The following is a 24,665-nucleotide window of genomic DNA, read 5'->3' on the forward strand; positions in this document are numbered from 1 at the left end:
GTACTAGTCATTGCCATAATATTTTTGGTTTTGAAGATTTAGCCAATGTTGGAGATAAGGATGATAATAATGTAATTATATCTAGCTCAATTAACTGTGATTTAAGAGATTGAGATCCCCGAATTCTTCAATAAATCTATGATCCTGTGATTGATTGAGTACACAAATTAAGCTATAATCTTAAAGTTTTGATATTTGTTGTGTATCATCCCTTTAAAACTGCCTTATCAATCATGATAAATACTATTGCTAGTAATAAATTAATCATAGAAGGATTTCATGCTTTATCTGATCCTATTAGAATCAAAGTCATAGAATTATTGCATCAACGAGAACTTTGTGTATGTGACTTATGTGATGCTTTAGAAATAACTCAATCTAAATTATCATTTCATCTCAAAAATTTGAAATCAGCAAATTTAGTAAATGCTAGACAACAAGGAAAGTGGATTTATTATAGTTTGAATTTATCACAGGTACAAATATTAGAACAATATTTAGGTGATCTTCACCGTAATTCTATTATTTATCCTCCTCGTTCTTGTTGTGATTAATTGTTTCATCCAAGATCCCCGACTTCTTAAAGAAGTCGGGGATCTGAATATCTTAACTGAAAATTAATCTTGCGTTAATTTTGAGTTAATCTTTGTTTAATTTTTAGTTAAACATCTCATAGCGGACTTATTAACTGATATTAATTAGCAATTTTCTTGATCAATTCCTGTCTATTATGCTATTGTAAATCTTGACATATCAATTTTTCTTGAAATGATGAATACATCAAATTACACAAACATTAAATATACAGGTCAAACCAATGAAAGCAACAGTAAACAAACTAGTCCTCACAGTGACAATGTTAACATTGGCCACTAGTTGTAGTAATACACAAGAACCAATAAAAAAAATTCAGCCATCACAACCAGTAACAGAAATTACTAAATCTCCAAAATCAGTCGTAATTAAAATTGACGGTTCTAGTACGGTATATCCAATTACCAATGCTATAGCCAAAGAATTTGAAGGAGACTCTAAAAATAACGCTCAAATTCAACTTAGCATTTCTGGTACTAGTGGAGGGTTTGAAAAATTCTGTGCTGGAGAAACAGATATTACTAATGCTTCTAGGCCAATTAACCAGTCAGAAATGACAATTTGTAAAAAAAATGGCGTGGGATATATGGAATTACCCATAGCTTTTGATGCCTTAACTATTGCTGTTAACACCCAAAATAACTGGGCAAAGGACATTACAGTAGAAGAATTAAAAACACTGTGGCAACCTGAATCTGAAAGAAAAATTACTAAATGGAATCAAGTACGCAGTTCTTGGCCAAACCGCCCCATTAAATTATACGGTGCGGGGGATAAGTCAGGGACATTTGACTACTTTACTGAAGCAATTGTTGGTAAAGCTAAAGCCAGTCGTAAAGATTATACAACCAGCGAAGATGATGAAGTCTTAGTTGCAGGTATCAATAAAGACCCAGATTCCTTGGGTTATTTTGGTTATGCTTATTACGAAGAAAATAAAGACAAGTTAAAAGTTTTAGCAGTGAATAACGGTAAAGGGGCTATTTTACCATCACGAGAAACCGTAGAAAAAGCCCAATATCAACCACTTTCTCGACCTTTATTTATCTATGTCAATGTTCGTTCTAGTAAAAATAAAAGTGTAGTTTACAAATTTGCAGATTTCTACATTAAAGCAGCCGCAAAAACGGCTATTTCTGTGGGTTATGTTCCTTTACCAGAGGAAATTTCTAAACTTAATTATGTCCATCTATACAATGGCAAAATAGGAACAGTATTTGCTGGTAAGTCACAATTTGACTTAACCATTGACGAATTATTGCGTAAACAAAAACAATTTTAGGGATGAGTAAATCATGACAATTAGAGTAGGAATTAATGGTTTTGGACGCATGGGAAGATTAGCCGTTCGTGCGGCTTGGGATTGGTCAGAAATAGAATTTGTACATATCAATGAAGTTAAAGGTGGTACGGAAGCAGCAGCGCATTTACTAAAATTTGATTCCGTACATGGACGGTGGGAAAAAGAAGTTACATCTACAGAAAATCAAATTTTTATTGATAGTAAATCTCTGACTTTTAGTGAATATTCCCAACCAGGAGCAGTCCCTTGGCAAAATTTTGATGTTGATATTGTCTTGGAATGTTCAGGAAAATTTAGAACTACTTCCACCCTTGATCCTTATTTTCAAAAAGGTGTGAAAAAAGTAATTGTTGCTGCACCAGTAAAAGAAGGTGCTTTAAATGTTGTGATGGGAGTAAATGATCATCTTTACGAACCTAATAAACATCATTTATTAACAGCAGCTTCCTGTACTACTAACTGTTTAGCCCCAGTAGTCAAAGTAATTCATGAAGGGTTAGGAATTAAACATGGAATTATTACTACAATTCATGATAATACTAATACTCAAACCATTGTAGATGCACCCCATAAAGATTTACGTCGTGCGCGAGCTACAAGTATGTCATTAATTCCCACTAGCACAGGTTCAGCTACAGCTATTGGTTTAATTTATCCAGAATTAAATGGTAAATTAAATGGTTTAGCAGTGCGTGTACCATTGTTAAATGCTTCCTTAACTGATTGTGTTTTTGAAGTTGCACGTTCCACCACAATAGCAGAAGTTAATGGTTTATTAAAAGCGGCTTCTACCCAAGAACCATTAAAAGGAATTTTAGCTTATGAAGAACGTCCTTTAGTTTCCATTGACTATAAAGATGACCCCCATTCTGCAATTATTGATGCCCTTTCTACGATGGTTGTAGATGAAACTCAAGTGAAAATTTTGGCTTGGTATGATAATGAATGGGGTTATGCTAATCGCATGGCAGAATTAGCGCGAAAAGTAGCTTTAAGTCTCTAAAATACTGGCTAAAATAATCCTCCTTTTTGACTTTTCATAATCATTATAGGGGGATAAGCTCTTGTGCTTTTAATTTGGATAATGAATGCAAGCAAGATGCTTGCGCTACTGTAATTTCATGTAGTTAAATTGTAGTTGTTTAGAGATAAATTATGGTATCTACTTCTAGTGCAAATTTAAAAAATTACGCCTTAGTTACCCTAGCTTATTGGGGTTTTACTATTACTGATGGGGCATTAAGAATGCTGGTTTTATTGTATTTTAATAAAATTGGTTATACACCTTTACAAATCGCTTACTTGTTTCTTTTTTATGAAATTTTTGGTATTGTTACTAATTTTTTAGGCGGTTGGATAGGTTCACAATTTGGACTAAAATTAACTCTTTATAGTGGTCTGGGTTTACAGATTTTTTCTTTGGTAATTTTATCATTATTAAACCCTAATTGGCCACAGTTTATAGCAGTTTTTTATGTGATGGTAGCACAGGCATTATCTGGTATTGCTAAAGATTTAACTAAGATGAGTTCTAAAAGTGCCATCCGTTTAGTTGTTCCCCAAGATGCCCAGTCATCTTTGTTTAAATGGGTAGCAGTTTTAACAGGTTCTAAAAATGCCTTAAAAGGAGTTGGTTTTTTTGTTGGTAGTGCTATTTTATCTGTATTTGGATTTGTAAATGCTTTGTTAATAATGGCTGGCGGACTACTTTTAATTATGTTCACAGGATTATTATTACCTAAAGGAATGGGCAAAATTAAGCAGAAAGTTAAATTCAGTCAATTGTTTTCTAAAAGTCAGGAAATTAATATTTTATCGGCTGCAAGATTCTTTCTTTTTGGTTCACGAGATGTATGGTTTGTTGTAGCTTTACCTGTGTTTTTACGTCAAACTTTAGGCTGGTCATTTTATCAAGTGGGAGGCTTTTTAGCTTGTTGGGTAATTGGCTATGGAATTGTGCAATTTTTAGCCCCTAATTTAATGCGGAAGTTTGGCTCTAATGATCCGCCAAAATCTAAAACTATTCAATTTTGGACATTTACTTTAACTATTGTTCCTTGTGCGATCGCTCTTGCTTTACAACTTGGTTTACCTGCTAATATAGTTATCATCAGCGGACTACTTTTATTCGGTATTGTCTTCGCTTTTAATTCTGCTGTTCATTCCTATTTAGTATTAGCATTTACTGACGATGATAAGGTAGCTTTAAATGTTGGTTTTTATTACATGGCTAACTCTGGAGGTCGTCTAGCAGGTACAGTATTATCTGGGTTAGTTTATCAGTTATTTGGTTTAGTCGCTTGTCTGTGGACATCCATGTTTTTTGTGTTAGCAGCAGCTTTAATTTCTTTAAAATTACCTAACCCTCAACCCACTAAAAATATTATTTGGAAAGCTGGAGACGGAGACTAATTGTATAGTGCATTATAGCAAAACAATCTACTTATTTGTAGATTGTTTCACTATTTTACACTTATTTTACACTTATATATTAGTAATTGAATTATATCTGTTTTTAATTACAGCAGTTTTCGTTATTATGAGTTAAATATGTTAATAATAAAACCCTTGTAACACAGGCATCTTGCCTGTTCATAGTGTATCTCATATAAATGAAATGTGCTGTAAAATAGTTCTAATCAAGAAATACACATAATTAGCTAATGCGATACTAATACAAAGGGACAATTTAATTAATTTTCCCCCTTTTTAGAAACAAGGGCGATTCAGGGTGCCCCAAAAAGTTTATAGTTATAACTAAACTGATGTGTAGCACTCACTGTACAATCAAAAAGGCTGAAATTACAGTGGCGCAAGCATCTTGCTTGTACTCATTATCCAAATTAAAAGCACAACAGCTTAATAACCTAGGTTAAGTATATAAAACTTACGCACTGTAGAAATACACCATCATAAAACTCAATTTAACTTATCTAATATTGAAAGTGAATCAGCTATGTTTCCAAAGTGTTACCTATTAGCAGAAATAAAAGCCAATTCGACTAAAATTATTCGCAAATTTCTAAAAGTAGCTAAAAAACAACTAATTTGGTTACTAACAACCATATTTCTTACCAATAAGAAACAGCAACTAGCAACAGCAGGTTTTGTATTACCTACAGTAGTAATGGTATCTGTAGTAGTAGTTTTACTAACTGCTTCTATTATACTACGTTCTTTTAATCGGGCTCAAAATGCTAGTAATATTCGTATTAATCAAGCTCTTCTGAGTTATGCCATGCCAGCAATAGATAGAGGGAGAGCGAAAATTAATCAACTGTTTAACGATAGAAGTTTACCAAGAGTAATACCTAGGGATCAATCTTTATATAATGTTATTAATAATAATATAGGAAAATATACCTTTGGTGATGAAACACCATTGCAAATAACCTTTGATATTAATAAAAACAATACAATTGATCAACCAACAACTAGCACCAAAATATATGACAATGAAACCTTAAACACAGCTTGGAGATTTCCCATTGATACCAATAATAACGGTAAATTTGACAGTTACAATATTTATGGTATTTACTTCAGAACACCATCCGTAAATAGTGGCGGTAAATATACTCGCAGTCGCAACCCATTAGAAGCAAGAACGTTACCCATGTCGTCAGGAAACTTGTCAGCTAAGTGTAGCAGAAATACTAGCACCACATTAGTGGGTAATACAGGATGGGTTCAACAAAACAACAAGTTCCACAAATCTTTTTTTATTTATACAGCGATCGCACCTATTACCAGCACTCCTACAGATACAACTAATTATGAAAAATATCAAGGCAATAAAGCATTTACAGCAGTAGAATATCAACAGGATAGAACGCAAATACCTCCAAATAATCATGCTTTAGTTTATGAAGATGATATATCACTCACTCCTCAAGCAAATTTCCAATTAAATGGAGCAATATTTACCAATGGCAACTTTTTAACTTCTGACATCCAGGGAGGTGCAGTTAGATTTTACCAGGTTAGTAGCCCATCTTCCTGTTTTTATGAAGCTCATAATGCCAAAATTACTGTAGGAGGTAATATAGCCTTAGGAGGGTTCACCTCCACAAACAGTCAAGGAAATGCTACGGTCGACTTATTTAAGGGTCAAGATGCAAATGTTGGTAGTGTGTTTTGGAATAATTCAATTAGTAATTTGAATACACCAGCAAATATAGCCTACAACAACTTAGCTTATATTAGACGCATCAATCAACTAGTCAACGCCCAGATATCTAATAGTGAAAGTACAGATCCATCCGAGGTAACTACAGGCCTAGCAGCAAAACAACAGGCATTAGGTATCACCCTAAACGAAAAAGAAAGAACTAAATATCGTCGTCAACAATTACAAATTTACTTTAAAAAACGGACTCGTCGTGTACCTTATACAGAAGTTGCTGCCGATGCTACAGAAACATATCCTAGCACATTACTGCAAGGATCCGGTGATACTCTGCGCCCCATTGATAATTGGGTTTATCCAACAGACCCCACAGACGGTAAAACCGGTACTGGTTATACTAACCTATCACTCAATATTACCGGAACATCCCTAGAACCAAAAGCTACAGAACCTACATCCCTAAAAAATAGTGGTGGGGTAGAAGCACTTTTAGGAGACAGAGTATTACTAGGTAATAACCTACCCCAATTGTGGTGGGATACAACTAAAGCAGCATTTGTAAGTTCTGGTATCAATGATACTCAAAACATTAGCGGAATTAAATGGGATGCTGGAAATACAGACAAAACTCGCACGCGACGTTCCTTAGTCCAAACATTAGCAGATATAGGATCTACAGATAGAGATGGAGAATGGGAACTAGCAGCAGCTAAAGTACCCAGTGAACCCACTGACGGAGTAGGAGGGTTACGAGTTGTTACGGGGGCGGGAGTTTATTTGAGAAAAAATGATACTCTTAGTAGTATTAGCACAAACCCACCAAACCCAATATTGCCTGATACTCAAGGAATGTCTGATGATACAAATACAAAACCTTATCTAAAAATGAGGGCTACAGCAGTTTATCACTACAAGTCTACTGGCTACGATGCCCAAACGCCTAAACCCATAGCTTGTGTGAGTAGTTATTATGACCCTACTGATAGTAATAGCTACAAAAATATGGAAAGTTTACCAGATGCTTTTAATCTTGAAAAACCCAAAAATAGTAAACCTAACAGTACATCTAACAATGGTATAGTTTATCCTGCACCTACTAAAACAGTTAATGATTATTCAACAGCTTTGGAATATCTATCTAAGTTAAAGTATCAGTTTAGTTATACAGTTAGTGATTATTCAACAGCTTTGACATATCTATCTAAGTTAAAGTATCAGTTTAGTTATACAGTTAGTGATAATAAAATTTTAATAGAACGTTTAATAGATGATGGATTACTAGCTAGAGCATTAAACAAACCAGCACCAGATAGAACTATATCAGAACAGTCTGCTATTGATGCTCAGATTTGCGCTCTACAAATTATAGAGGGTAGTCTTCTGCCCGTCAGTAATAATCCCGTGATTCCCCATGGTGCAATTTTTGAAACCTTCTTTTCTGACCAGAGAGAAAAACTTTTTTCTAACGATCTAAAAACACTCTTTCCTGGCCAGCAAGATCAAAAAATTCGCGCTACAGTTTTAGACTTGGATCTACTACGGGGAAAAACCATTGGTGATTCAGAATATTTATTACCCAACAGCGGTATTATTTACGCGACTCGTGATGATGCTTTACCAGATATCAGTGCGGGTAATACCGACGCTGGAAAACTTGAAAGTCCTGTAGATTATGTAGATGACACCACACGCCGTCCCAGTGCCATTTTACTCATTAATGGGGAAAAACTGTGGCGAACAAATACCTACAAAGAAGAAGAAAAGGGGTTAACTTTAGCTACCAACTTACCAGCATATATTAAAGGGGACTTTAATTTACACACTCAGGAAGAATTTACAGAAACACTCCAAGATGGCTGGAGTAACTTTTATGGTCGTACCCCTCTTAATAATAACTTTGCTTGTCGTTCTGGTGACCCCAGATTTCCTGATTGTACCACCGGTGATGAATGGCGACCTGCAAGTATTTTAGCAGATGCCGTTACTTTGCTTTCTGGAAACTTCGACTACTTCACAAAGGAATTGGGTTATACAATAGGTAACCAACAACTTGCTAATAAAGATACTACTTTTAATCTGATTATTGCTGCTGGTGACAATCCTGCTAAACCTACGCAAGATAATGGTGGTCTAAATAACTTAGTTCGCGTTATAGAAAAGTGGGATAGTAGGAAAATCAAACTAAATGGGGCTTTCATGCAGGTAAAAAAGAGTGCCTATGCTACAGGGACAAATTCACCTCAAACACTTGATAATACCCTGACAAGACAGTGGAGTTATGATGTCGGACTTTTATCTCAAATACCTGATTTATTTGCGAGTAAATTGATGCTTACACCTCCGGACTTACCTAATGAGTATTTACGCGAAGTTAGTCGAGATGATGCCTGGATACAAAAGTTATTATGCGCTAAAGATACCACTTCTGCTAGTAATTATGCCATAGATCAAGATCAGCGTCCTTCTATATGTCAATCATAAACATCGAGTTATCAGCTAATAATGTCTCAATAGCGGAAATAGCAAAAAACTCTTTTTAGAACTTGTTAAATAACTTTTTCAACAGGTGATAATTTATGAAAACAATTCTCAAAATTAAACAGTATTTTTCTATTAATAATGCTGGTTTTACAATTATTGAATCAGTGGTTAGCATGATAACCTTAGCAATTTTGTTAAGTGCAATATCACCAGTTTTCGTGCTGTCCGCTGCTATGAGAGTACAAGCTAAAAGAATGGAAAAAGCTACTCAAGTGGCAGATACATTTATTGATGGGGTAAGGGATAATTCTATTACACCACCTGGTAAATTAATTGAATTACAACCAGCTAATAAAAATACTCCCACAAATCTTGATGATAACTTAATTACTATTACAGAAATGCCTGTACCTAACCAAAATTCTGTTAGTAATATCAATAAAGATTTTTATTTATCTAAACAAGATGCTACTATTTGTTTGGTAGGAAATAACTGCACTAGAGATCCTGAAAATTCTATAGATGAATTTTATATTCAAGCTGCTCAAATTAAGGTCACAAATAGCAGATCAACAGCAGGTTATCGTTTAGCCATCAGAATTTATCGAGCAGATATTGATCTGAGTAAAACTGTTTTAACTAGTATGGATACTGACAATAATAATAATACTTATAGTCTTCTGGGGAATAAACAAATGCCAATAATAGAAAGAATAGTGGATATTACTGATATCAATACGACATTTCAAGATTTATGTTCTCGTCTTGGTATAGCTTTACAGCAACAAGATTGTCCACAGTAATCATTAATTAAACAGGTACAAAGTGATGATGAAAATAACTGATTTTATTGGTTTTATTTCTAAAAATAAATATAGAAACAACCAAAAATATGATCAATATCATCAATATCAAGGTTTTACTTTAGTAGAATTATTAGTAGGTTCAGTAATTGCTGTTTTAACTATTACACTATTGCTAACTTTTGTTACCAGTATTATGAATACAGAAAAACAAGAACAAGCAAAAGCCAATACAGAAGATGATATTCAAACAGCAATCAATTATATTGCTCGTGATTTGCAACAAGCTATTTATATTTATGATGCTGATGGAATTGAGGCAATTAAATCAAAATTACCTTATCCTAATAACAGCAATAAAACGCCTATTTTAGTTTTTTGGAAACGTGATTTTGTGAGTAGTGTAATGTCTACAGCATCAGGTCAAGATGACTCTTTTGTGTATTCATTAGTTGCTTACTATATAGATGATTCTAGTAGTGATATTTGGTCTAAAACTGCTAGAATTAGTAGGTGGGAAATTAAAGATGGTGTAGAATCTTCTGATGGAGTAGCTTGTACTGGATATACAAAAAAGTACGTTAATAATAATTGCCCTGATCCTGGTTTTGCTCCTTTTAGTGATTATTTTAAAGTAACAGATAGTTTGGATATGGGAATGAAAAAATGGAAAAAAGCATCAGCAAATTATACTAATGATAATGATGATATCGTTTTAATTGATTTTGTTGATCAAAGTACCAGTTCTCCTCCAGCAGCTGTTTGTCCTCCAGATGTAGTAGATCCTGATGATAATACTAAAAATATTCTAGAATGGTCTTTAGTAAAACCTACAAGTATGACAGGTTTTTATGCCTGTGTAGATAGTATTAATAATGCTCAAGCTCAGGTGTTTATTCGCGGTAATGCTTTAGCTAGAGTTACAAATAATTCTCAAACTTATACTGATAGTAATAAATCCTATTTTCCTGCTATTAATGTTAGGGTAAAAGGTACAGGTTTTTTAAATAACTAAAGATGGTACTTAGGAAAAAATATGATGATTGTTGACAAGAGAAATAGGCCTAAAAATAATATTTTTGATAGTGGTTTTACATTCTTAGAAATGATCGCAGTTTTATTAGTAATTGGTATTTTATCTGCCATTGCCACGCCCAGTTGGTTAGGTTTCATTAATAATCGTCGTTTAAGCATAGCTGAAAACCAAGTATATCAAGCCATGCGTCAAGCCCAAAGTCAAGCTAAAAAAGAGCAAGTCTCATGGCAGGCTAGTTTTAAGGAAGAAAATAACAGATTACGGTGGTCTGTACATCCAACAAATGTTGATTCATCCCAGGCTAATTGGTATGATTTAGATGAAAATATCCAATTAGATGCAGAAACTACCTTACCATTAAGTGATGGGGTCAGAAGGGTAGAATTTGATTATTTAGGTAGCGTTAAACCACCTTTGGAAAGAATTACTTTATCTAGTAAGTCGGGAGGAGCAAGTAAGCGTTGTGTATTTGTTTCCACTATTTTAGGAGCTTTAAGAACAGCAAAAGAAAATAATAAACCTGACGAGAAAGGAAATTATTGTTATTAAAGGGTGTTTGAAAAGTTTTGGATCGTGATTTTAGGCACTTTTAATTTGGATAGTAAATACAAGCAGGATGCTTGCGCTACGGTGAGTGCTACACATCACCAAGTCCAAAATAATAAGCAGGCAAGATGCCTGCTCTACATTAAGCAGCAGGAAGTTTAACCTCACGTGCCATATCTAAAAAACTATTCATATTTGCCCCTGGACGACGACGTTCTCCACTGCTAGGCCAAATTAGATATTTTGTAGCAAAATTAGTTTCTTTTGGTACATTTAACTTAGGTGTTACTGGTGTTGATGCTTTAGCTGGTGCTGGTGCTGGTGCTGGTGCTTTAGCTACTACTGCCGGTGCTGTTTCTGTTACTACTGGTGTTGTTACTACTGGTGTTGTTACTACTGGTGTTGTTACTACTGGTGTTGCTCCTGCTTCCTCTTTTAGTTCTAAGTAATAACCACCATCTTTTTTACCAAATAATCCGGTGATAAAACTGATGATACTACCAATCAGATTCTTGATCAAACCCATAAAAAATGCTCCTTATGAATACTTTTGAATTTGTAAGCGCGATCGCAGTTATGAAATAATTAATACGCAATCTTAAGCCAATATTAATTTTAATTGCTAATTGCGATTTTTTTATGATCAGTTTTTAAACTGTTGACTTGCTAGTCAATAACCTCTAACTAATACTTACAAGTATTTTCAGGGTTTTTATTCTCAGTCTGTGAACTGCGTAAATACTAGCAAGTGATTATCAAACCTTATGATAATTATAACAATTTATCGCATTTCTTGATAATTCTTAATAATTTTATCATAAAGATCCCGGAATTGTTCAAGAAGTTGGAGAACTGATAGTGTTGCAGTTATGTGTAAAATGATGTTTTAAAAGACTAGTCGAATACAATTCGTGACTAAACAAGTGAATTCCACCTGCGTGGACTAATGAAAAACCAAGGATTTTTATTTACCTGTTTAGACGCGATTTATACCGTCCTATTTTAGTTAATTTAGACTTTATAAACATCCTCTAATAAAAGAATTATGACAACAGCAGATATAAGAAAATATCCCCTGATATTAGTACATGGAATTAATGATACAGGTGCAGTGTTTGATAAAATGGCAGATCATCTCAGAAAAAAGGGACATTTAATATATATATTAGACCTCATTCCTAATAATGGTTCTGAGAGTTTAATTAATCTAGCAAAACAGTTATATAGTTATATAAATAGGACATTTAATAGTCATCAAATAATCAATTTAATAGGTTTTAGTATGGGGGGAATTGTCAGCAGATATTATATTCAAAGATTAGGAGGAATAGAGAGAGTCGAAAAATTTATCACAATTTCTTCACCACATCAAGGAACAATAATTGCCTATGGTTCATGGTTAAAAGGTTGCATGGAAATGCGCCCTAATAGTGCTTTTTTACAAGATTTGAATAGTGATATAAAAATGTTAAATAAATTAAAATTTACATCAATTTGGACACCTTATGATTTAATGATTATACCAGCCACAAGTTCACAAATTGGTATAGGTCAAGAAATTACTATACCGATACTTTTACATCCTTGGATGTTGACAGATCAGAGAATTATAGATATAGTAGCAGAACAAATAATTTAGTGGTAATTAAGCAAAATCTCCGACTTATCTAAGAAGTTGGAGATATTTTTGTTCACACTGCTTATAACCTAAATTCTATCTCCAATTGTAGTATATTCACAATTACCAAAAATAGCTTCTGGATGACGATAATATTTTAACTCAATTAAATTGAAAAAAGGATCTTCTAAAAAGAAAGTCCGATGTTCTAAAGGCAAATTAGTAAAGCGGTATTTAGGTCTTTCTCTAAAATTGAGATGTTGATTTTCCGCCCTTTTTAGTAATTCTTCCCAGTCTTTTTCATCATGAAATATTAAACCAAAATGGCGCGGATAAATGGCTTTTTGAGGTGTTAAAATATCCGTAGTTATATGGGCAACTAATTGATGTCCATAGAGATTGAGAATTAAAGCATGGGATGTTTCTCTTCCTGGTATACAACCTAAACCATCAATGTAAAAAGTTTTGGTTTGGGGAATGTTATTAACGGGGAAAGCGAGATGAAATATAGGTTGATTCATGATGGTAGTTGGGATAATATAAATTAGGGATAATGAACCACAAGATCCCCCACTGCTTCAATAAACCCAAGTTGCTATTTATAAATATCAACCTTTTTTATCCCCTAAATCCCCATTAAAAAGAACTTTGACTGATTTTCCCCCTTTTGAACCTGGGGGAGCAAGGAGGGATCTAGTTGAGGAATAAAGCTAATTATTTGTAACTAGCAAATTAAGTAAGAAGTTAAGGATCTAACTATTCTAAATATGTCGTCCCTAAATAGTAGCACTTTACATGATTTACGAGATATGCTAGATGGTGAATTAGTTTTAGCTGACATTAATTATTGAATCCTATTTAATTGAATTACCACTAATACTAGCATCCATTAAATCGGCAATTGAAAATAAAAATATTGTTAATGGTCAACTATTAGCTAATATTAAGGCATCCACACATAACTTAAAATTTAGTGGTGCTTCCTTGGCTGATACCACAGTTGCTGATATCTGTAAGCAAATAGAATAAAAAGTTAGCTAGAAGAATTAATAGCATAACTCAAAGGAGAACATATAGAACTGGAAGCTGATTTAAAGAGATTACCATAAGTACAGTCAAAACTATGAGCAATAAATTCCGCGATCGCACCCAAGCAGGACAAATATTAGCCCAGGAAGTACAACAATACATCCACAAAGCTAATATTAACCATCAAAATATATTAGTATTAGCTTTACCGCGTGGTGGAGTACCCGTAGCTTTTCCCGTAGCTAAAACCTTGGATGTTCCCCTAGATATCTGTATAGTTAGAAAACTGGGAGTACCTGGACATAAAGAACTAGCTATGGGTGCTATTGCGGCTCATGGAGTGATCATATTAAATCATGATGTTATTGAAACTTTAGCCATTAGTCAAGAAACAATTGACTTAGTAGCTGCTGAAGAATTACAAGAATTATCACGTCGAGATCATGCTTATCGAGGAGATAAACCACCTATAAATGTTCATCAAAAAACAGTAATACTAATAGATGATGGTATAGCCACTGGTTCAACAATTCGCGCTGCTATAACTATTCTCAAACAACAACAACCTGATAAAATTATTATAGCCACACCCATAGCACCCCCAGATGTTTGTCAACAATTACAACTAGAAGTGGACGATGTGATTTGTTTACAAACTCCAGAACCAATGTCAGCGATCGGTTTATGGTATGATGACTTTACCCAAACTACAGACGATCAAGTTAGAGAATTATTAACTGGTAGTTGGTAACTAACTATGGATAATTATCATTCAGGCAAAATTATTGTTATATAATAATCCTGGAAATCCTTAAATCCTGGAAATCCTGATTCAGACAACATCAAGGACATTGGAAAATTATGGCGCATCTAGCCTTATTGAGTGTATCTAACAAAACTGGTATTATTGAATTAGCCCGTACCCTCGTCACAGAATTTAACTTTGATATTATCAGCAGTGGAGGAACAGCTAAAACCCTTAAAGATGCAGGTATTCCCGTTACCAAAGTTTCAGAATATACTGGATCTCCTGAAATATTAGGTGGACGAGTCAAAACCTTACATCCACGCATCCATGGTGGTATCCTAGCGCGTAGAGATGAACCCCAAGATATTACAGACTTAGAAAATAATCACATTCGTCCCATAGACTTAGTAGTAGTTAATCTTTATCCCTTCACAGAAACTATTGCTAAACCTGATGTTACTTTACCAGAAGCAGTAGAACAAATTGACATTGGCGGACCTGCTATGTTACGCGCATCCTCAAAAAACTACGCCCATGTTACAGTATTATGTAATCCTGACCAATATCCAGAATATTTACAACAATTACGGGAAAATGGTACACCTTCCCTACAATTCCGCCAAAAATGCGCACTCAAAGGATTTTTACACACCGCAAGTTATGATAATGCTATTGCTACTTATTTAGCAAACACAGAAGATGCCACTTTACCACCAACATACAGCATATCTGGCACACAAATCCAATCCTTGCGTTATGGCGAAAACCCCCATCAACCCGCAGCATGGTATCAGATAGGAAATAAACCTACAGGATGGGCATCCGCTACCAAACTACAAGGCAAAGAACTTAGTTATAATAACTTGGTAGATTTAGAAGCAGCACGTCAAATTATCGCAGAATTTACTGAAAGTCCCGCAGCAACAATTATTAAACATACTAACCCCTGTGGTACTGCGGAAGCTGATACTATTTTTGAAGCCTATACTAAAGCCTTTAACGCTGATTCTACATCTGCCTTTGGTGGTATTGTGGCTTTAAATCGTCCTATTGATGCTGCAACAGCTAAGGAATTAACTAAAACTTTTTTAGAATGTGTGGTTGCACCTGGTTGTGATCAAGCGGCACAGGGCATATTAACTAAGAAAGGAAATGTCAGAGTGTTGATTTTACCAGATTTGTTAACTGGATTTCCAGAAACCCTGCGAGCGATCGCTGGAGGTTTATTAGTTCAAACGTCTGATGATATTATCGCAGATCCCAGTAAATGGCAAGTTGTCAGCGAACGTCAACCCACCCCCAATGAATTAGCAGAATTACTATTTGCTTGGAAAGTATGTAAGCACGTCAAATCAAATGCTATTGTTGTCAGTAAAGACCGGACAACTTTAGGCGTAGGCGCAGGACAAATGAATCGCGTCGGTTCAACAAAAATAGCAATAGAACAAGCTGGAGACAAAGCTCAAGGAGCTTATTTAGCTAGTGATGGATTTTTCCCTTTTGACGATACAGTCAGAACTGCTGCGGCTGCCGGAATTACCGCTATAGTCCAACCAGGAGGAAGCTTACGCGATCAAGATTCTATTAAAGCCGCTAATGAATTAGGCTTATTAATGCTAGTCACTGGTATCCGTCACTTCTTACATTAGAGTTGATAACTTGAACTTATTAAACCTATACTTTTTAATAAGTTTTTTTTAAAAGAAAAAACCTAAATTTTGAGTTGTGTGTGCCGGTTTTCGTGGTATTGTAGTTAGATACTAATATAATGGAATATGACTATCAAAATTTTGATGATTATACCCAATTATAAAAATAGTATTCTCAGAATGTATCATTGCCCTAGAAAAAAGTCAACAGTAAGGCGCGGCAAATTTGCAAAATTTTGCAAATAATTCCTGACTCCCTGTAGGAGTTTAGCACTCCTAAACCCCACTAATTTGTGACTTCTAAATCCTAACTAGCAACTTAGCTTACATAGGGCTTACATAGGAGGCATTGGTGAACTCAGGTATGAAATTGAAAAATTCAAAATTTGAAACTTTGCGTCTAACGCAAGTGCTTCTCTGATGGGCGAAATGCGTCAGATATCAACAATTTGGTTATTTACATCACTTATACTGTCTGATGCACCCTACCAATGTGCCAGTTGCGCAAGTCCTGAAAGATCAAGAATTTAATCAGAAGCACTCATTAAAAAGTTGTTTTTATTTTAAGATAAAGATTGGATTAGCCTACAGTGTAAAAAAGGTTGAGAATTATGACACCATCTTTAGCAAATTTTCTTTGGAGTCTTGTTTGGGGTACTGCAATTGTAGTTATTCCAGCCACAGTTGGTTTAATTTTCATTAGCCAAAAAGATAAAATCAAACGTTTTTAGTTAGCTATCGGCTATCAGCTATCAGCTTAAAATAAGACAAACTGACGGCTGACGGCTGTTAAATACTAAAATAGTAATATTAACTATTAAGTCGCTAACATAAGTCAATATCCAACAGTAGGTTGGGTTGAGGTACGAAACCCAACAAATGTATTAGGTTAACTTACCAACTTAAATAAATGCGTTGGGCTGCGATACCGCTTAACCCAACCTACGACAAATGGACAAAATTATTGATTGATAACTACCATAGATTTATTGACTTTATTTACTGGGAAAACAGCAATGATCAACTTTGGGCTGAACTCAGCCAGTATTTTAGCTCAGGTAAATGTAGGAACGAACTCAGCCAGTATTCTGGGAATTTTTCTAGCTGTCGCTGGTGCTGCTTTGTATTTCCTGCGTACTGTGCGCCCTGAACTCTCACGAGATCAAGATATCTTTTTCGCCGCAGTTGGTTTATTATGTGGTTTTATCCTTATCTTCCAAGGATGGCGTTTAGACCCTATTTTACAATTTGGACAGTTATTATTAGTTGGTTCTACTGTATTTTTTGCTGCGGAAAGTATTCGCTTACGCAGTATTGCTACGCAACAAGCTAAACGTAATACTCCTATTGTTGATGATGAACGCGAAGTTAGCCGAAAGTATTCCTATTCAGAACGTCGTAATTATCAAGCAGAAATGGATGCGGATTTAGAAACGCTACCTTATGAGGATGAAGAACCACCTCCACGTGCTAGAATTCGCGGTAGTCGAGATGAACGCTCTACCCGTGATGATTATGATGAGGAACAGCCACCACGCCGATCAGAACGTCGTAATCGAGAAAAACCCGATAATACTGAAAGAAAACGCCGTCCTACCCGTTCTAGTGGTCGCTCCATTGATGTTTATGATGATGAGAATTGGGATTCTCGTCCTAAAGAAACAAGAAATATTAATGATGACTGGGATAGTAACCCAGGGGAGGTAAGACGGCCATCACGTCGTAATAATTCTCGGCCACAACGTCCAGAAAGTCGTGAAGATGATGTTACTCCTCCTAAAACCAGAAAACGTCGTCCTGCTAGTGATGTTCCTGTTTCTCGCAAGGATGATGATGAGGTAATTTCTACTGATTATGTACCATTTAATCCCATTAAAAAACCTAGTGGTGATAAGGATGATGATTTTGATAATGTTTAAATAGCTTTCAGTAGCTATAAGCATTCAGCTTTTAGGATTTATAAATCGTGATAAAGTAGCCTTTTTTATTTATAAATTGTGCTAAATCATAACTACGTTTAATAAATTTAGAGGTGGTGCTAAAGCACAACTACGTTTAATAGGAGTTTATGAATTACGGGTAATGGAAATTATTCAATGTGAAAATATCAAACTATATTTTCAAGCTACACAGGTCAATAACTTGGAGCTTAATCTTTGCTTTAATTAGTCTATTAGTTGCTTGCACCTCTAATAATGATGTCCCTCTAGGTACTGCTTCTTTAAATAGTCGCTATACCGAAGAACAACCAGCTTTGAGTGGTAACGGTCGTTTTTTGGCTTTTATCTCTAGTCGTAATCGTAATCATCAATTGTTGGTTTATGATCTGGAAAGTCAAAGTTTTATTGCTACTCCAGGTTTAAATCGTCAAGTAACTATTACTGAAAGTCCTAGTTTAAGTTTTAATGGTCGTTATATTTGTTATGTGACTAATGACCGAGGTAGACCTGTTATAGCATTATATGATCGGGCTAATCAACAGTCCCAAGTTCTTACTCCTAATTATAATGGTTTAGTCAAAAATCCTAGTATTAGTCCTGATGGTCGTTATGTGGTTTTTGAAGGTGCTAGTCGTGGACAATGGGATATTGAAGTTTTAGATCGTGGTCCTACTGTGGAGTTGGATGTTCCTAATGGTACACTAGTTAATTGATAATTGAGAATTTTTGGTTGTAAGCGCTAAGTGTGGAGTCAGAATTTTGAATTTTGATTTTTGACTTCACAAAATGCGCTCCTTACTCCTCGATCGCCTTTTATATGTATAAATCATTAATTATTGTCTTATTATGTTCTGCTTGTTTAACTGGGTGTTTTGGTTATCCTCGGTTACTTAGTTATCCTTTTGATCCTGGTGGTAGAAGTTTAAATAGTTTATCTGTTGATGCAAATCCTCATATTTCTGGTAGATATATTGTATTTACTAGCGATCGCCGAGGTAGTCAAGATGTTTATATGTTTGATACTATATCTACTAATTTGGTAGACTTACCTGGCTTAAATTCTTTTGATACTATTGCATCTCATCCTAGTGCTTCCGCAAATGGTGATTTTATTGTTTTTAGCGCTAGTCGTCAAGGTCAAGCAGATATTTTTTTATATGATAAGAGTACGCGACAGTTAAGAAATTTGACTGCTAATTTAGAAGCAGAAGTCAGAAATCCTAATATTAGTGCTGATGGTAATAGAATAGCTTTTGAATATAGTAATAATGGTCAATGGGATATTTTAGTTTATGATCGGTTTGGTGCAAAGTTAAATATTCCCCAAGATCCCAGTTAAAGGAGTCAGGAGGGGTTTAGCAATGCTGATATGTTATTTGTTTGGCGGATAAACCCGCCTGGAACTGAGGTTCCAGGCTAATAACTAAAGTAAGTTTCTGTAGTCGTCTTGCTGATAAATTTTGCTATTAGACACACAGAATATGGCTTACTTCTGCGCTATCATTCCTAGTCGGGCTATGGGTTTTACGTTAAATTTACACAAAACTCTTGCTTTATCCCACAGTGAGCGAGAATTTTCACTCCGCACTTCCAACTCCCGACTCTCTACTCGTGACTCCCTGTAACTTTTTGTACAGAGTCAATCAGCGATCGCACTTCCTTAGCACCTAGAGACGCTTCAAAAGTGAAAGGAAATTTGCCTGTTAATAGCATTCTTAAACCCAAAGGTGCAATACTAAGTAATCCTTTTAAATCACGAAAATAATTACCAACTACCTGCACTCCAAACTTTCGTTCATCAATCCAACCATCTTGTTTCACTAATTCTACCAGTACCTTCCGATGACGAATCGCCCGACTAGCAGTTTTTTCTCGATGTGCTAAAATTTCTTGTTTAATTTTCGTAATTTGTTCTAAAGGTGCTACTTCCATCGGACAAACATGATCACAATATAAGCAACGAGTACAACCCCACACTCCTTGAGTATCCAAATTATATTTTTCTAATCGTTCTTCTGTTTGATCATCACGAGAATCTGCTATCATTCGATATGCTTTAGCTAGAGCATGAGGTCCAACAAAATTACTATTTACTTCTCGCGCATTACATTCTGAATAACACGCTCCACACATAATACAATTACCCGTCTGATCCAAAAGCGATCGCTCTTCGGGAGTTTGTAAAAATTCTCTTTCTGGTATTTTTCGTGCTACTGTACTGACATAAGGTGTCACAGCCTCCAAATTATTCCAAAAATCATCCATATCCACAACTAAATCCTTAATTACAGGCATATTACCCAAAGGACTTACCGTAATTTCTGGAATTTGATCTGACTCATTTACATCAGATGAAGATAATGATGAACAGGAAGAAATTTTTGCTAGTCTAGCTAATTCACTCCCCACATTTTCCTTGCAAGCTAAAGCCGAACGTCCATTAATGCGTACTGCACAACTACCACAAATGGTATTGCGGCAATTTTTTCTAAAAGCCAAAGTTCCATCCTGTTCCCACTTAATCTGATGCAAACAATCTAAGATTGTATTACCTGGTTCTACCTGTAGTCGGTAACTTTTGATTATTGGTTGAGAATTTGCTTCTTGTCGGGTAATCTTAAAAATAACTTCCATTATTAATAACCACAGTGGTGAAAATCTAAACAGTCAAAAAATTCCACAAATTTTTCTTGTGCGCCTATAAGCAGTAAAGCATATTTTCAGCAATACTTTTACAATTATCCCAGATATTTAATACTTCTTTAGAAAAGGGCTAGAGATCCCAGGCTTGATATCCCCGACTTCTTTAAGAAGTCGAGGATCTTTTTAGATATATCATGGTAAATAGATTCTTCCTCCAGATAGAAGTATAGAACCTGCCCTAGTCTTTTCTGATAGACTTGTGATTTGCAGTTTTGATCAGACTACCACAAAAACCCCAAACTTTAACCTAGATAGTCCCCCATAGCCACTCTCAATTCTATTAACTTTTATAAAACCCTTGACAACATCGTTGTTACAGCATAAAGTACCCTCTTTAAATCTTCCCTAGTTTCCAGATCCTCAACTTCTAGGATGAAAATAAAATTTCCCCCAAATAAAAATTAAAATTAAAAAAATTTTTGGAAAATATTTTGTTATTATGATTTTATGCTATTATTTAATAGAAAATTACGAATTGACAAAACCAGTATTTATAACCGTATAAGCACGGACTCTAATGCTTAGTTGATTCGTAATGTAGAGACTAAAAAATCAATGTCTCTACAGACAGGATAAAAGGGTGTAAGTCCACAATACCTGATAAAATACCATGCTGTCTGGAACTAAAGATGAAAAGTAGGTAATCACCTATAAATCAAGAAGAACAAAGACAAGCAGTAAAGGTAGAAACCTTGTAATTTAACGAATCTACGACTTTTTTGTAGTAGAACTAACCGGACTTTTAAAGTTAGCTTTAAGTTACACGGCCACTGTAACACCCAAAAAAAATAATTTAATTTCTGATGGCTGATGATGATTAAAGCCGCAGTAAAGTTATGGTAATTAATGTTATGGCAACCATAACCAGAAGCTCTATTGTCTAAACAATAGGCTAAATTTTGGCTGAAATATCAGAAGTAATTCATCAGTAATTTAGCATCACATCCCAGTGGAAGTTAGTTTTATGCGCTAGTTAAAAGCCACTTAAAAACCTAAACACTGGCATGGGAAGACGTTTTTAATTGATTTCGAGAGATTAAGGAAAATTGAAACATTATGAGCGAAACTGCAACTGCCCCCTTAACAGGAAAAGCACTATTGGCTAAAGTTAAAGAACTGTCCAATTTACCCCGCCGGGAAAGAGCCAAACAGTGTGGATATTACACCGTTACTAAAAATAGTCAAGTACGGGTTAATCTCACAGACTTTTATGATGCTTTATTATCAGCTAGAGGTATTCCCCTCAGCCCAGAAACACCAAAAGATGGGCGTGGCCGCGAACCGACATACAGAGTAAGTGTGCATCAAAATGGACAAATTGTGATTGGTGCAACCTACACTAAAGCTATGGGCTTAAAGTCAGGTGATGAATTTGAAATTAGACTAGGTTACAAGCATATTCATTTAATTCAACTGGGTGAAAGTGAAAAATCATTAGTTCCCCCTGATGAAGATGAAGAAGCAGATGATGAATAAATTTTGATGTCAGCTATCAGCAGTCAGTAGTCAGCTATCAGCAGTCAGCTATTAGTAATTTCAAGACAATAGTTAATTTCTGCTAATTAACAGTTGTAAGTGATTTCTATGTAAAATATTAGCTGAATGCTGACATTTTTCATCAAACACTCTCAATCCAGTAGTTAGTATTGAGTAATCACCAAGAAATACATCTTACTGGAAAAGTGTCATGTTTTTGCTATTAAGTTCACAATTGTTTTTACAGCCATTAGCAAATGGTCTAAGGTCGTTTCTACAGGATACACCAGTAGTTTCGATCATGGCTTTTTTTGCTATTTGGGTAATGTGTTGGTTGCCACTAGTAGCAATTCTATTCATGGCTTTTAAGTGGGAATTTAATAAATTTTTACAATTAAAACCAGAACAAAAAATTCCCCTTTTGGTATCCCTTTATATATTAGTACCTGTGATTTTATGGGGATATCAACAGTTAAATTTAGGGTCATTTACGGAATATGGACTAGTAGCTAAATTATCTCTATTGAGTTCTTTACTATTAGGTTTGAGTTTAGGTATCATAGGAATAGTTGTAGTATTTTTCCTGCAATATATTTGTGGTTGGTGCTACTTAGAAACTGCTAATTTAAAATTAATTCCCGCAATTTCGCTACCAATTTTTTTTGTAGCCTTATTTGTGGGAGGTATAGAAGAATTAGTATTTCGCGGGTTTTTGTGGACTAAGTTACAGGAAATGTGTCCCATTTGGTTAGCAGCAATTATATCTAGCTTGGTTTTTGCTGTATTACACTTAGTTTGGGAACAAACAGAAACCATACCGCAATTACCGGGGTTATGGTTAATGGGAATGGTGTTAGTATTCGCTAGAATCGTAGATAATAATTATTTAGGGATAGCCTGGGGACTTCATGCAGGTTGGGTATGGGCGATCGCTATTGTAGATACATCAAGTATAATTAGTTACACAGATAAAATCACTGACTGGGTAACAGGTAAATACAAAAAACCCCTAGCTGGTTTAGCAGGAGTAAGCTGTTTATTAACAACAGCAGGAGTATTATATTTGCTTTAGCTGTATGGCAAAATTCGGCTAATTTCTCCACGAAAAGCTACACTTATAGCAATTTTCAGGTAAATGAACCACATTTTGATTCTGGTTTCGCGCAAAGACGCAAAGGAAGACTAAAATTAATTTAAAGTGTGGTCTAAATACATCAAAACTGCTGTAAAGAAAGGAGGCAGTATTATAAATATCTGCTGTATAAAACCTAGACAAAACTAGACTTTACTTTTTGCTTCAACGGGGCGCATGGGAGCAGCTATCTATCTATCTATAGACTTACACGCTGTAGCCCGACGCGTCTTTCTTTTACGAAGATTCTTAAAAATGTAATTTTGGGGACTCAGGAGTCAGGAGAAGGAATTGATAATTGATAATCTTACCAATTACCAATTACCAATCACCAATCACCAATCACCAATCACCTGTTCCCTAAATATTAACGTGCTTGACCATGAGCGATCGCTGTATCAATGGGTTTCATTAAATACAGGTTTAACAACTGCCAACCGTGAGAAATGTAAATAGGCAGTTTTTGGAAGAATTGTAAGAACTTAGGAGTATGAGAATTAGAAATTGCCGACAACTTCTCATTATTTCTGACGCAAATATCTAAACGTTCATAAAACTCTGGGTTATCCACATCCAAAATTACAGGGAAAACTCTACCAGCAGTTTCATTAGTCTTTTTAATTACGTGAATATCATACTCCCGCGCATCCAAACCTAAAGCAGCATAAAAACCCTTACGTTGGATGTCATTGAGATACATAGTAGCAAACACTGACAACAGGAAAAAGCGACTCCAAAGTTTAGCCCTCCAGTCATTCAGCATTTGTGGTTGCGCTCTCATAACCGCATCAAAAAAGTCACCATGACGGTTTTCATCTTGACACCAGTTTTCAAAGAAACGGAAAATGGGATAAATGCGATCTTCAGGATGAGACTCTAAATGACGATAAATCGTGATGTAACGCCAATAACCAATCTTTTCCGAGAGATAAGTAGCGTAAAAGATGAATTTAGGCTTAAAGAAAGTATAACTGCGGCTCTTGGTCAAAAATCCTAAATCTAAGGAAAGATTAAAATCTGACATAGCCTTATTCAAAAATCCTGCATGACGAGCTTCATCTCGTGACATCAGGTTAAAGCATTCCGCCAAAAGAGGGCTTTTATCCTTTAAGCGACGGCCAAGTTCTTTATATAATAAAAAGCCGGAAAACTCCGCAGTACAAGAGCGCTCCAAAAATTCAATGAATAACTGACGAGTTTCTCCATCAATATGATCCCAAGACTGTTCAAATTCAGTATCTCTAACAAAGTGATGGCGGTTATAATCAACGCGAAACTCTTCTAAAATGGCTCTTAACTCATCCTCATTTACAGAGATGTCCATTTTAGCCATCTCATCAAAATCTGTGGTGTAAAACCTGGGTGTTAAAAGGGTTTCTTTAGCTGGGGTTTTAATACCGGGACGAATTTCGTCAACGCCAGGTTTAGTTGGGGAATTTACCATGTTTCGATTGTTCTCTTATCTTGTTTATCTTGAG

At 35.2% G+C, this 24,665-nt stretch carries 22 protein-coding genes; 18 read left to right on the forward strand and 4 right to left on the reverse strand.

Translation table 11 applies throughout. From position 1 onward, the window contains the following. Positions 1 to 233: 233 nt before the first annotated feature. The 8 genes from H6F32_RS06180 (at position 234) to H6F32_RS06215 (ending at position 10,895) form a co-directional block, all read left to right on the forward strand. Positions 234 to 554: a helix-turn-helix transcriptional regulator gene (locus H6F32_RS06180; protein ID WP_190368457.1), complete on the forward strand. Its 321-nt coding sequence runs from the start codon at positions 234 to 236 to the stop codon at positions 552 to 554. A 263-nt stretch (positions 555 to 817) separates the two neighbouring features. After that, positions 818 to 1,876 carry a PstS family phosphate ABC transporter substrate-binding protein gene (locus H6F32_RS06185; RefSeq protein ID WP_190368458.1) on the forward strand — a complete coding sequence of 353 codons (1,059 nt, stop codon included), beginning with the start codon at positions 818 to 820 and terminating at the stop codon, positions 1,874 to 1,876. Positions 1,877 to 1,889: 13 nt separating this feature from the next. Further along, entirely contained in the window at positions 1,890 to 2,900 is a 1,011-nt protein-coding gene (locus tag H6F32_RS06190) for an ArsJ-associated glyceraldehyde-3-phosphate dehydrogenase (RefSeq protein WP_190368459.1), read from the forward strand. Positions 2,901 to 3,052: 152 nt separating this feature from the next. Continuing rightward, the gene (gene arsJ / locus H6F32_RS06195) at positions 3,053 to 4,309 is read left to right on the forward strand and encodes an organoarsenical effux MFS transporter ArsJ (protein ID WP_190368460.1); all 1,257 of its coding nucleotides are present in this window, start codon (positions 3,053 to 3,055) and stop codon (positions 4,307 to 4,309) included. 544 nt (positions 4,310 to 4,853) lie between these two features. Further along, positions 4,854 to 8,507, forward strand: a complete 3,654-nt coding sequence (gene hpsA / locus H6F32_RS06200) for a hormogonium polysaccharide biosynthesis protein HpsA (protein WP_190368461.1) — start codon at positions 4,854 to 4,856, stop codon at positions 8,505 to 8,507. A 95-nt stretch (positions 8,508 to 8,602) separates the two neighbouring features. Beyond that, positions 8,603 to 9,310, forward strand: a complete 708-nt coding sequence (hpsB, locus tag H6F32_RS06205; protein WP_199294493.1) for a hormogonium polysaccharide secretion pseudopilin HpsB — start codon at positions 8,603 to 8,605, stop codon at positions 9,308 to 9,310. Positions 9,311 to 9,335: 25 nt separating this feature from the next. Then, positions 9,336 to 10,325 carry a hormogonium polysaccharide secretion pseudopilin HpsC gene (gene hpsC / locus H6F32_RS06210; protein ID WP_190368462.1) on the forward strand — a complete coding sequence of 330 codons (990 nt, stop codon included), beginning with the start codon at positions 9,336 to 9,338 and terminating at the stop codon, positions 10,323 to 10,325. 21 nt (positions 10,326 to 10,346) lie between these two features. Beyond that, positions 10,347 to 10,895, forward strand: coding sequence for a Tfp pilus assembly protein FimT/FimU (locus H6F32_RS06215; RefSeq protein ID WP_190368463.1), 549 nt, complete (start codon positions 10,347 to 10,349; stop codon positions 10,893 to 10,895). Positions 10,896 to 11,034: 139 nt separating this feature from the next. Here H6F32_RS06215 and H6F32_RS06220 read toward each other — a convergent pair whose 3' ends face one another. After that, positions 11,035 to 11,418 carry a hypothetical protein gene (locus H6F32_RS06220; protein ID WP_190368464.1) on the reverse strand — a complete coding sequence of 128 codons (384 nt, stop codon included), beginning with the start codon at positions 11,416 to 11,418 and terminating at the stop codon, positions 11,035 to 11,037. Between the two features lie 519 nt (positions 11,419 to 11,937). Between H6F32_RS06220 and H6F32_RS06225 the strand changes: the two genes are divergently transcribed. Further along, a complete protein-coding gene (locus H6F32_RS06225) occupies positions 11,938 to 12,531 on the forward strand; it encodes a triacylglycerol lipase (protein WP_190368465.1) in 594 nt (197 codons plus the stop codon). Positions 12,532 to 12,599: 68 nt separating this feature from the next. Here the strand turns inward: H6F32_RS06225 and H6F32_RS06230 are convergent, their stop codons facing one another. Continuing rightward, positions 12,600 to 13,031 carry a VOC family protein gene (locus H6F32_RS06230; RefSeq protein ID WP_190368466.1) on the reverse strand — a complete coding sequence of 144 codons (432 nt, stop codon included), beginning with the start codon at positions 13,029 to 13,031 and terminating at the stop codon, positions 12,600 to 12,602. A 602-nt stretch (positions 13,032 to 13,633) separates the two neighbouring features. On the opposite strand from H6F32_RS06230, the gene H6F32_RS06235 reads away from it, so the two are divergent. The 7 genes from H6F32_RS06235 (at position 13,634) to H6F32_RS06265 (ending at position 19,501) form a co-directional block, all read left to right on the forward strand. Beyond that, entirely contained in the window at positions 13,634 to 14,290 is a 657-nt protein-coding gene (locus H6F32_RS06235; RefSeq protein WP_190368467.1) for a phosphoribosyltransferase, read from the forward strand. A 110-nt stretch (positions 14,291 to 14,400) separates the two neighbouring features. Further along, positions 14,401 to 15,936, forward strand: a complete 1,536-nt coding sequence (purH, locus tag H6F32_RS06240; RefSeq protein WP_190368468.1) for a bifunctional phosphoribosylaminoimidazolecarboxamide formyltransferase/IMP cyclohydrolase — start codon at positions 14,401 to 14,403, stop codon at positions 15,934 to 15,936. A gap of 611 nt (positions 15,937 to 16,547) precedes the next feature. Further along, positions 16,548 to 16,667 (forward strand): photosystem II reaction center X protein, encoded by a 120-nt coding sequence (gene psbX / locus H6F32_RS06245; protein ID WP_190368469.1) that lies wholly within the window; start codon positions 16,548 to 16,550, stop codon positions 16,665 to 16,667. A 285-nt stretch (positions 16,668 to 16,952) separates the two neighbouring features. Next, entirely contained in the window at positions 16,953 to 17,855 is a 903-nt protein-coding gene (locus H6F32_RS06250; protein WP_190368470.1) for a Ycf66 family protein, read from the forward strand. Between the two features lie 179 nt (positions 17,856 to 18,034). Further along, entirely contained in the window at positions 18,035 to 18,589 is a 555-nt protein-coding gene (locus H6F32_RS06255; protein WP_190368471.1) for a PD40 domain-containing protein, read from the forward strand. A gap of 104 nt (positions 18,590 to 18,693) precedes the next feature. Next, complete coding sequence (locus H6F32_RS06260) at positions 18,694 to 19,215, forward strand: PD40 domain-containing protein (RefSeq protein ID WP_190368472.1); 522 nt, start codon at positions 18,694 to 18,696, stop codon at positions 19,213 to 19,215. Positions 19,216 to 19,357: 142 nt separating this feature from the next. Beyond that, positions 19,358 to 19,501, forward strand: coding sequence for a hypothetical protein (locus tag H6F32_RS06265; RefSeq protein ID WP_190368473.1), 144 nt, complete (start codon positions 19,358 to 19,360; stop codon positions 19,499 to 19,501). On the opposite strand, the gene H6F32_RS06270 is transcribed toward H6F32_RS06265, so the two are convergent. Next, complete coding sequence (locus H6F32_RS06270) at positions 19,482 to 20,510, reverse strand: succinate dehydrogenase/fumarate reductase iron-sulfur subunit (protein WP_190368474.1); 1,029 nt, start codon at positions 20,508 to 20,510, stop codon at positions 19,482 to 19,484. The two genes, H6F32_RS06265 and H6F32_RS06270, sit on opposite strands and share 20 nt — an antisense overlap. A 1,125-nt stretch (positions 20,511 to 21,635) precedes the next feature. Between H6F32_RS06270 and H6F32_RS06275 the strand changes: the two genes are divergently transcribed. Both H6F32_RS06275 and H6F32_RS06280 read left to right on the forward strand, forming a co-directional pair. Next, positions 21,636 to 22,055 carry an AbrB family transcriptional regulator gene (locus H6F32_RS06275; RefSeq protein ID WP_190368475.1) on the forward strand — a complete coding sequence of 140 codons (420 nt, stop codon included), beginning with the start codon at positions 21,636 to 21,638 and terminating at the stop codon, positions 22,053 to 22,055. A 211-nt stretch (positions 22,056 to 22,266) separates the two neighbouring features. Next, entirely contained in the window at positions 22,267 to 23,127 is an 861-nt protein-coding gene (locus H6F32_RS06280; RefSeq protein WP_190368476.1) for a CPBP family intramembrane glutamic endopeptidase, read from the forward strand. Positions 23,128 to 23,554: 427 nt separating this feature from the next. On the opposite strand, the gene acsF is transcribed toward H6F32_RS06280, so the two are convergent. Next, positions 23,555 to 24,631, reverse strand: coding sequence for a magnesium-protoporphyrin IX monomethyl ester (oxidative) cyclase (acsF, locus tag H6F32_RS06285; RefSeq protein WP_190368477.1), 1,077 nt, complete (start codon positions 24,629 to 24,631; stop codon positions 23,555 to 23,557). Positions 24,632 to 24,665 lie beyond the last annotated feature (34 nt).

The organism is Anabaena sp. FACHB-1237 (assembly GCF_014696225.1).
GTDB lineage: Bacteria > Cyanobacteriota > Cyanobacteriia > Cyanobacteriales > Nostocaceae > FACHB-1237.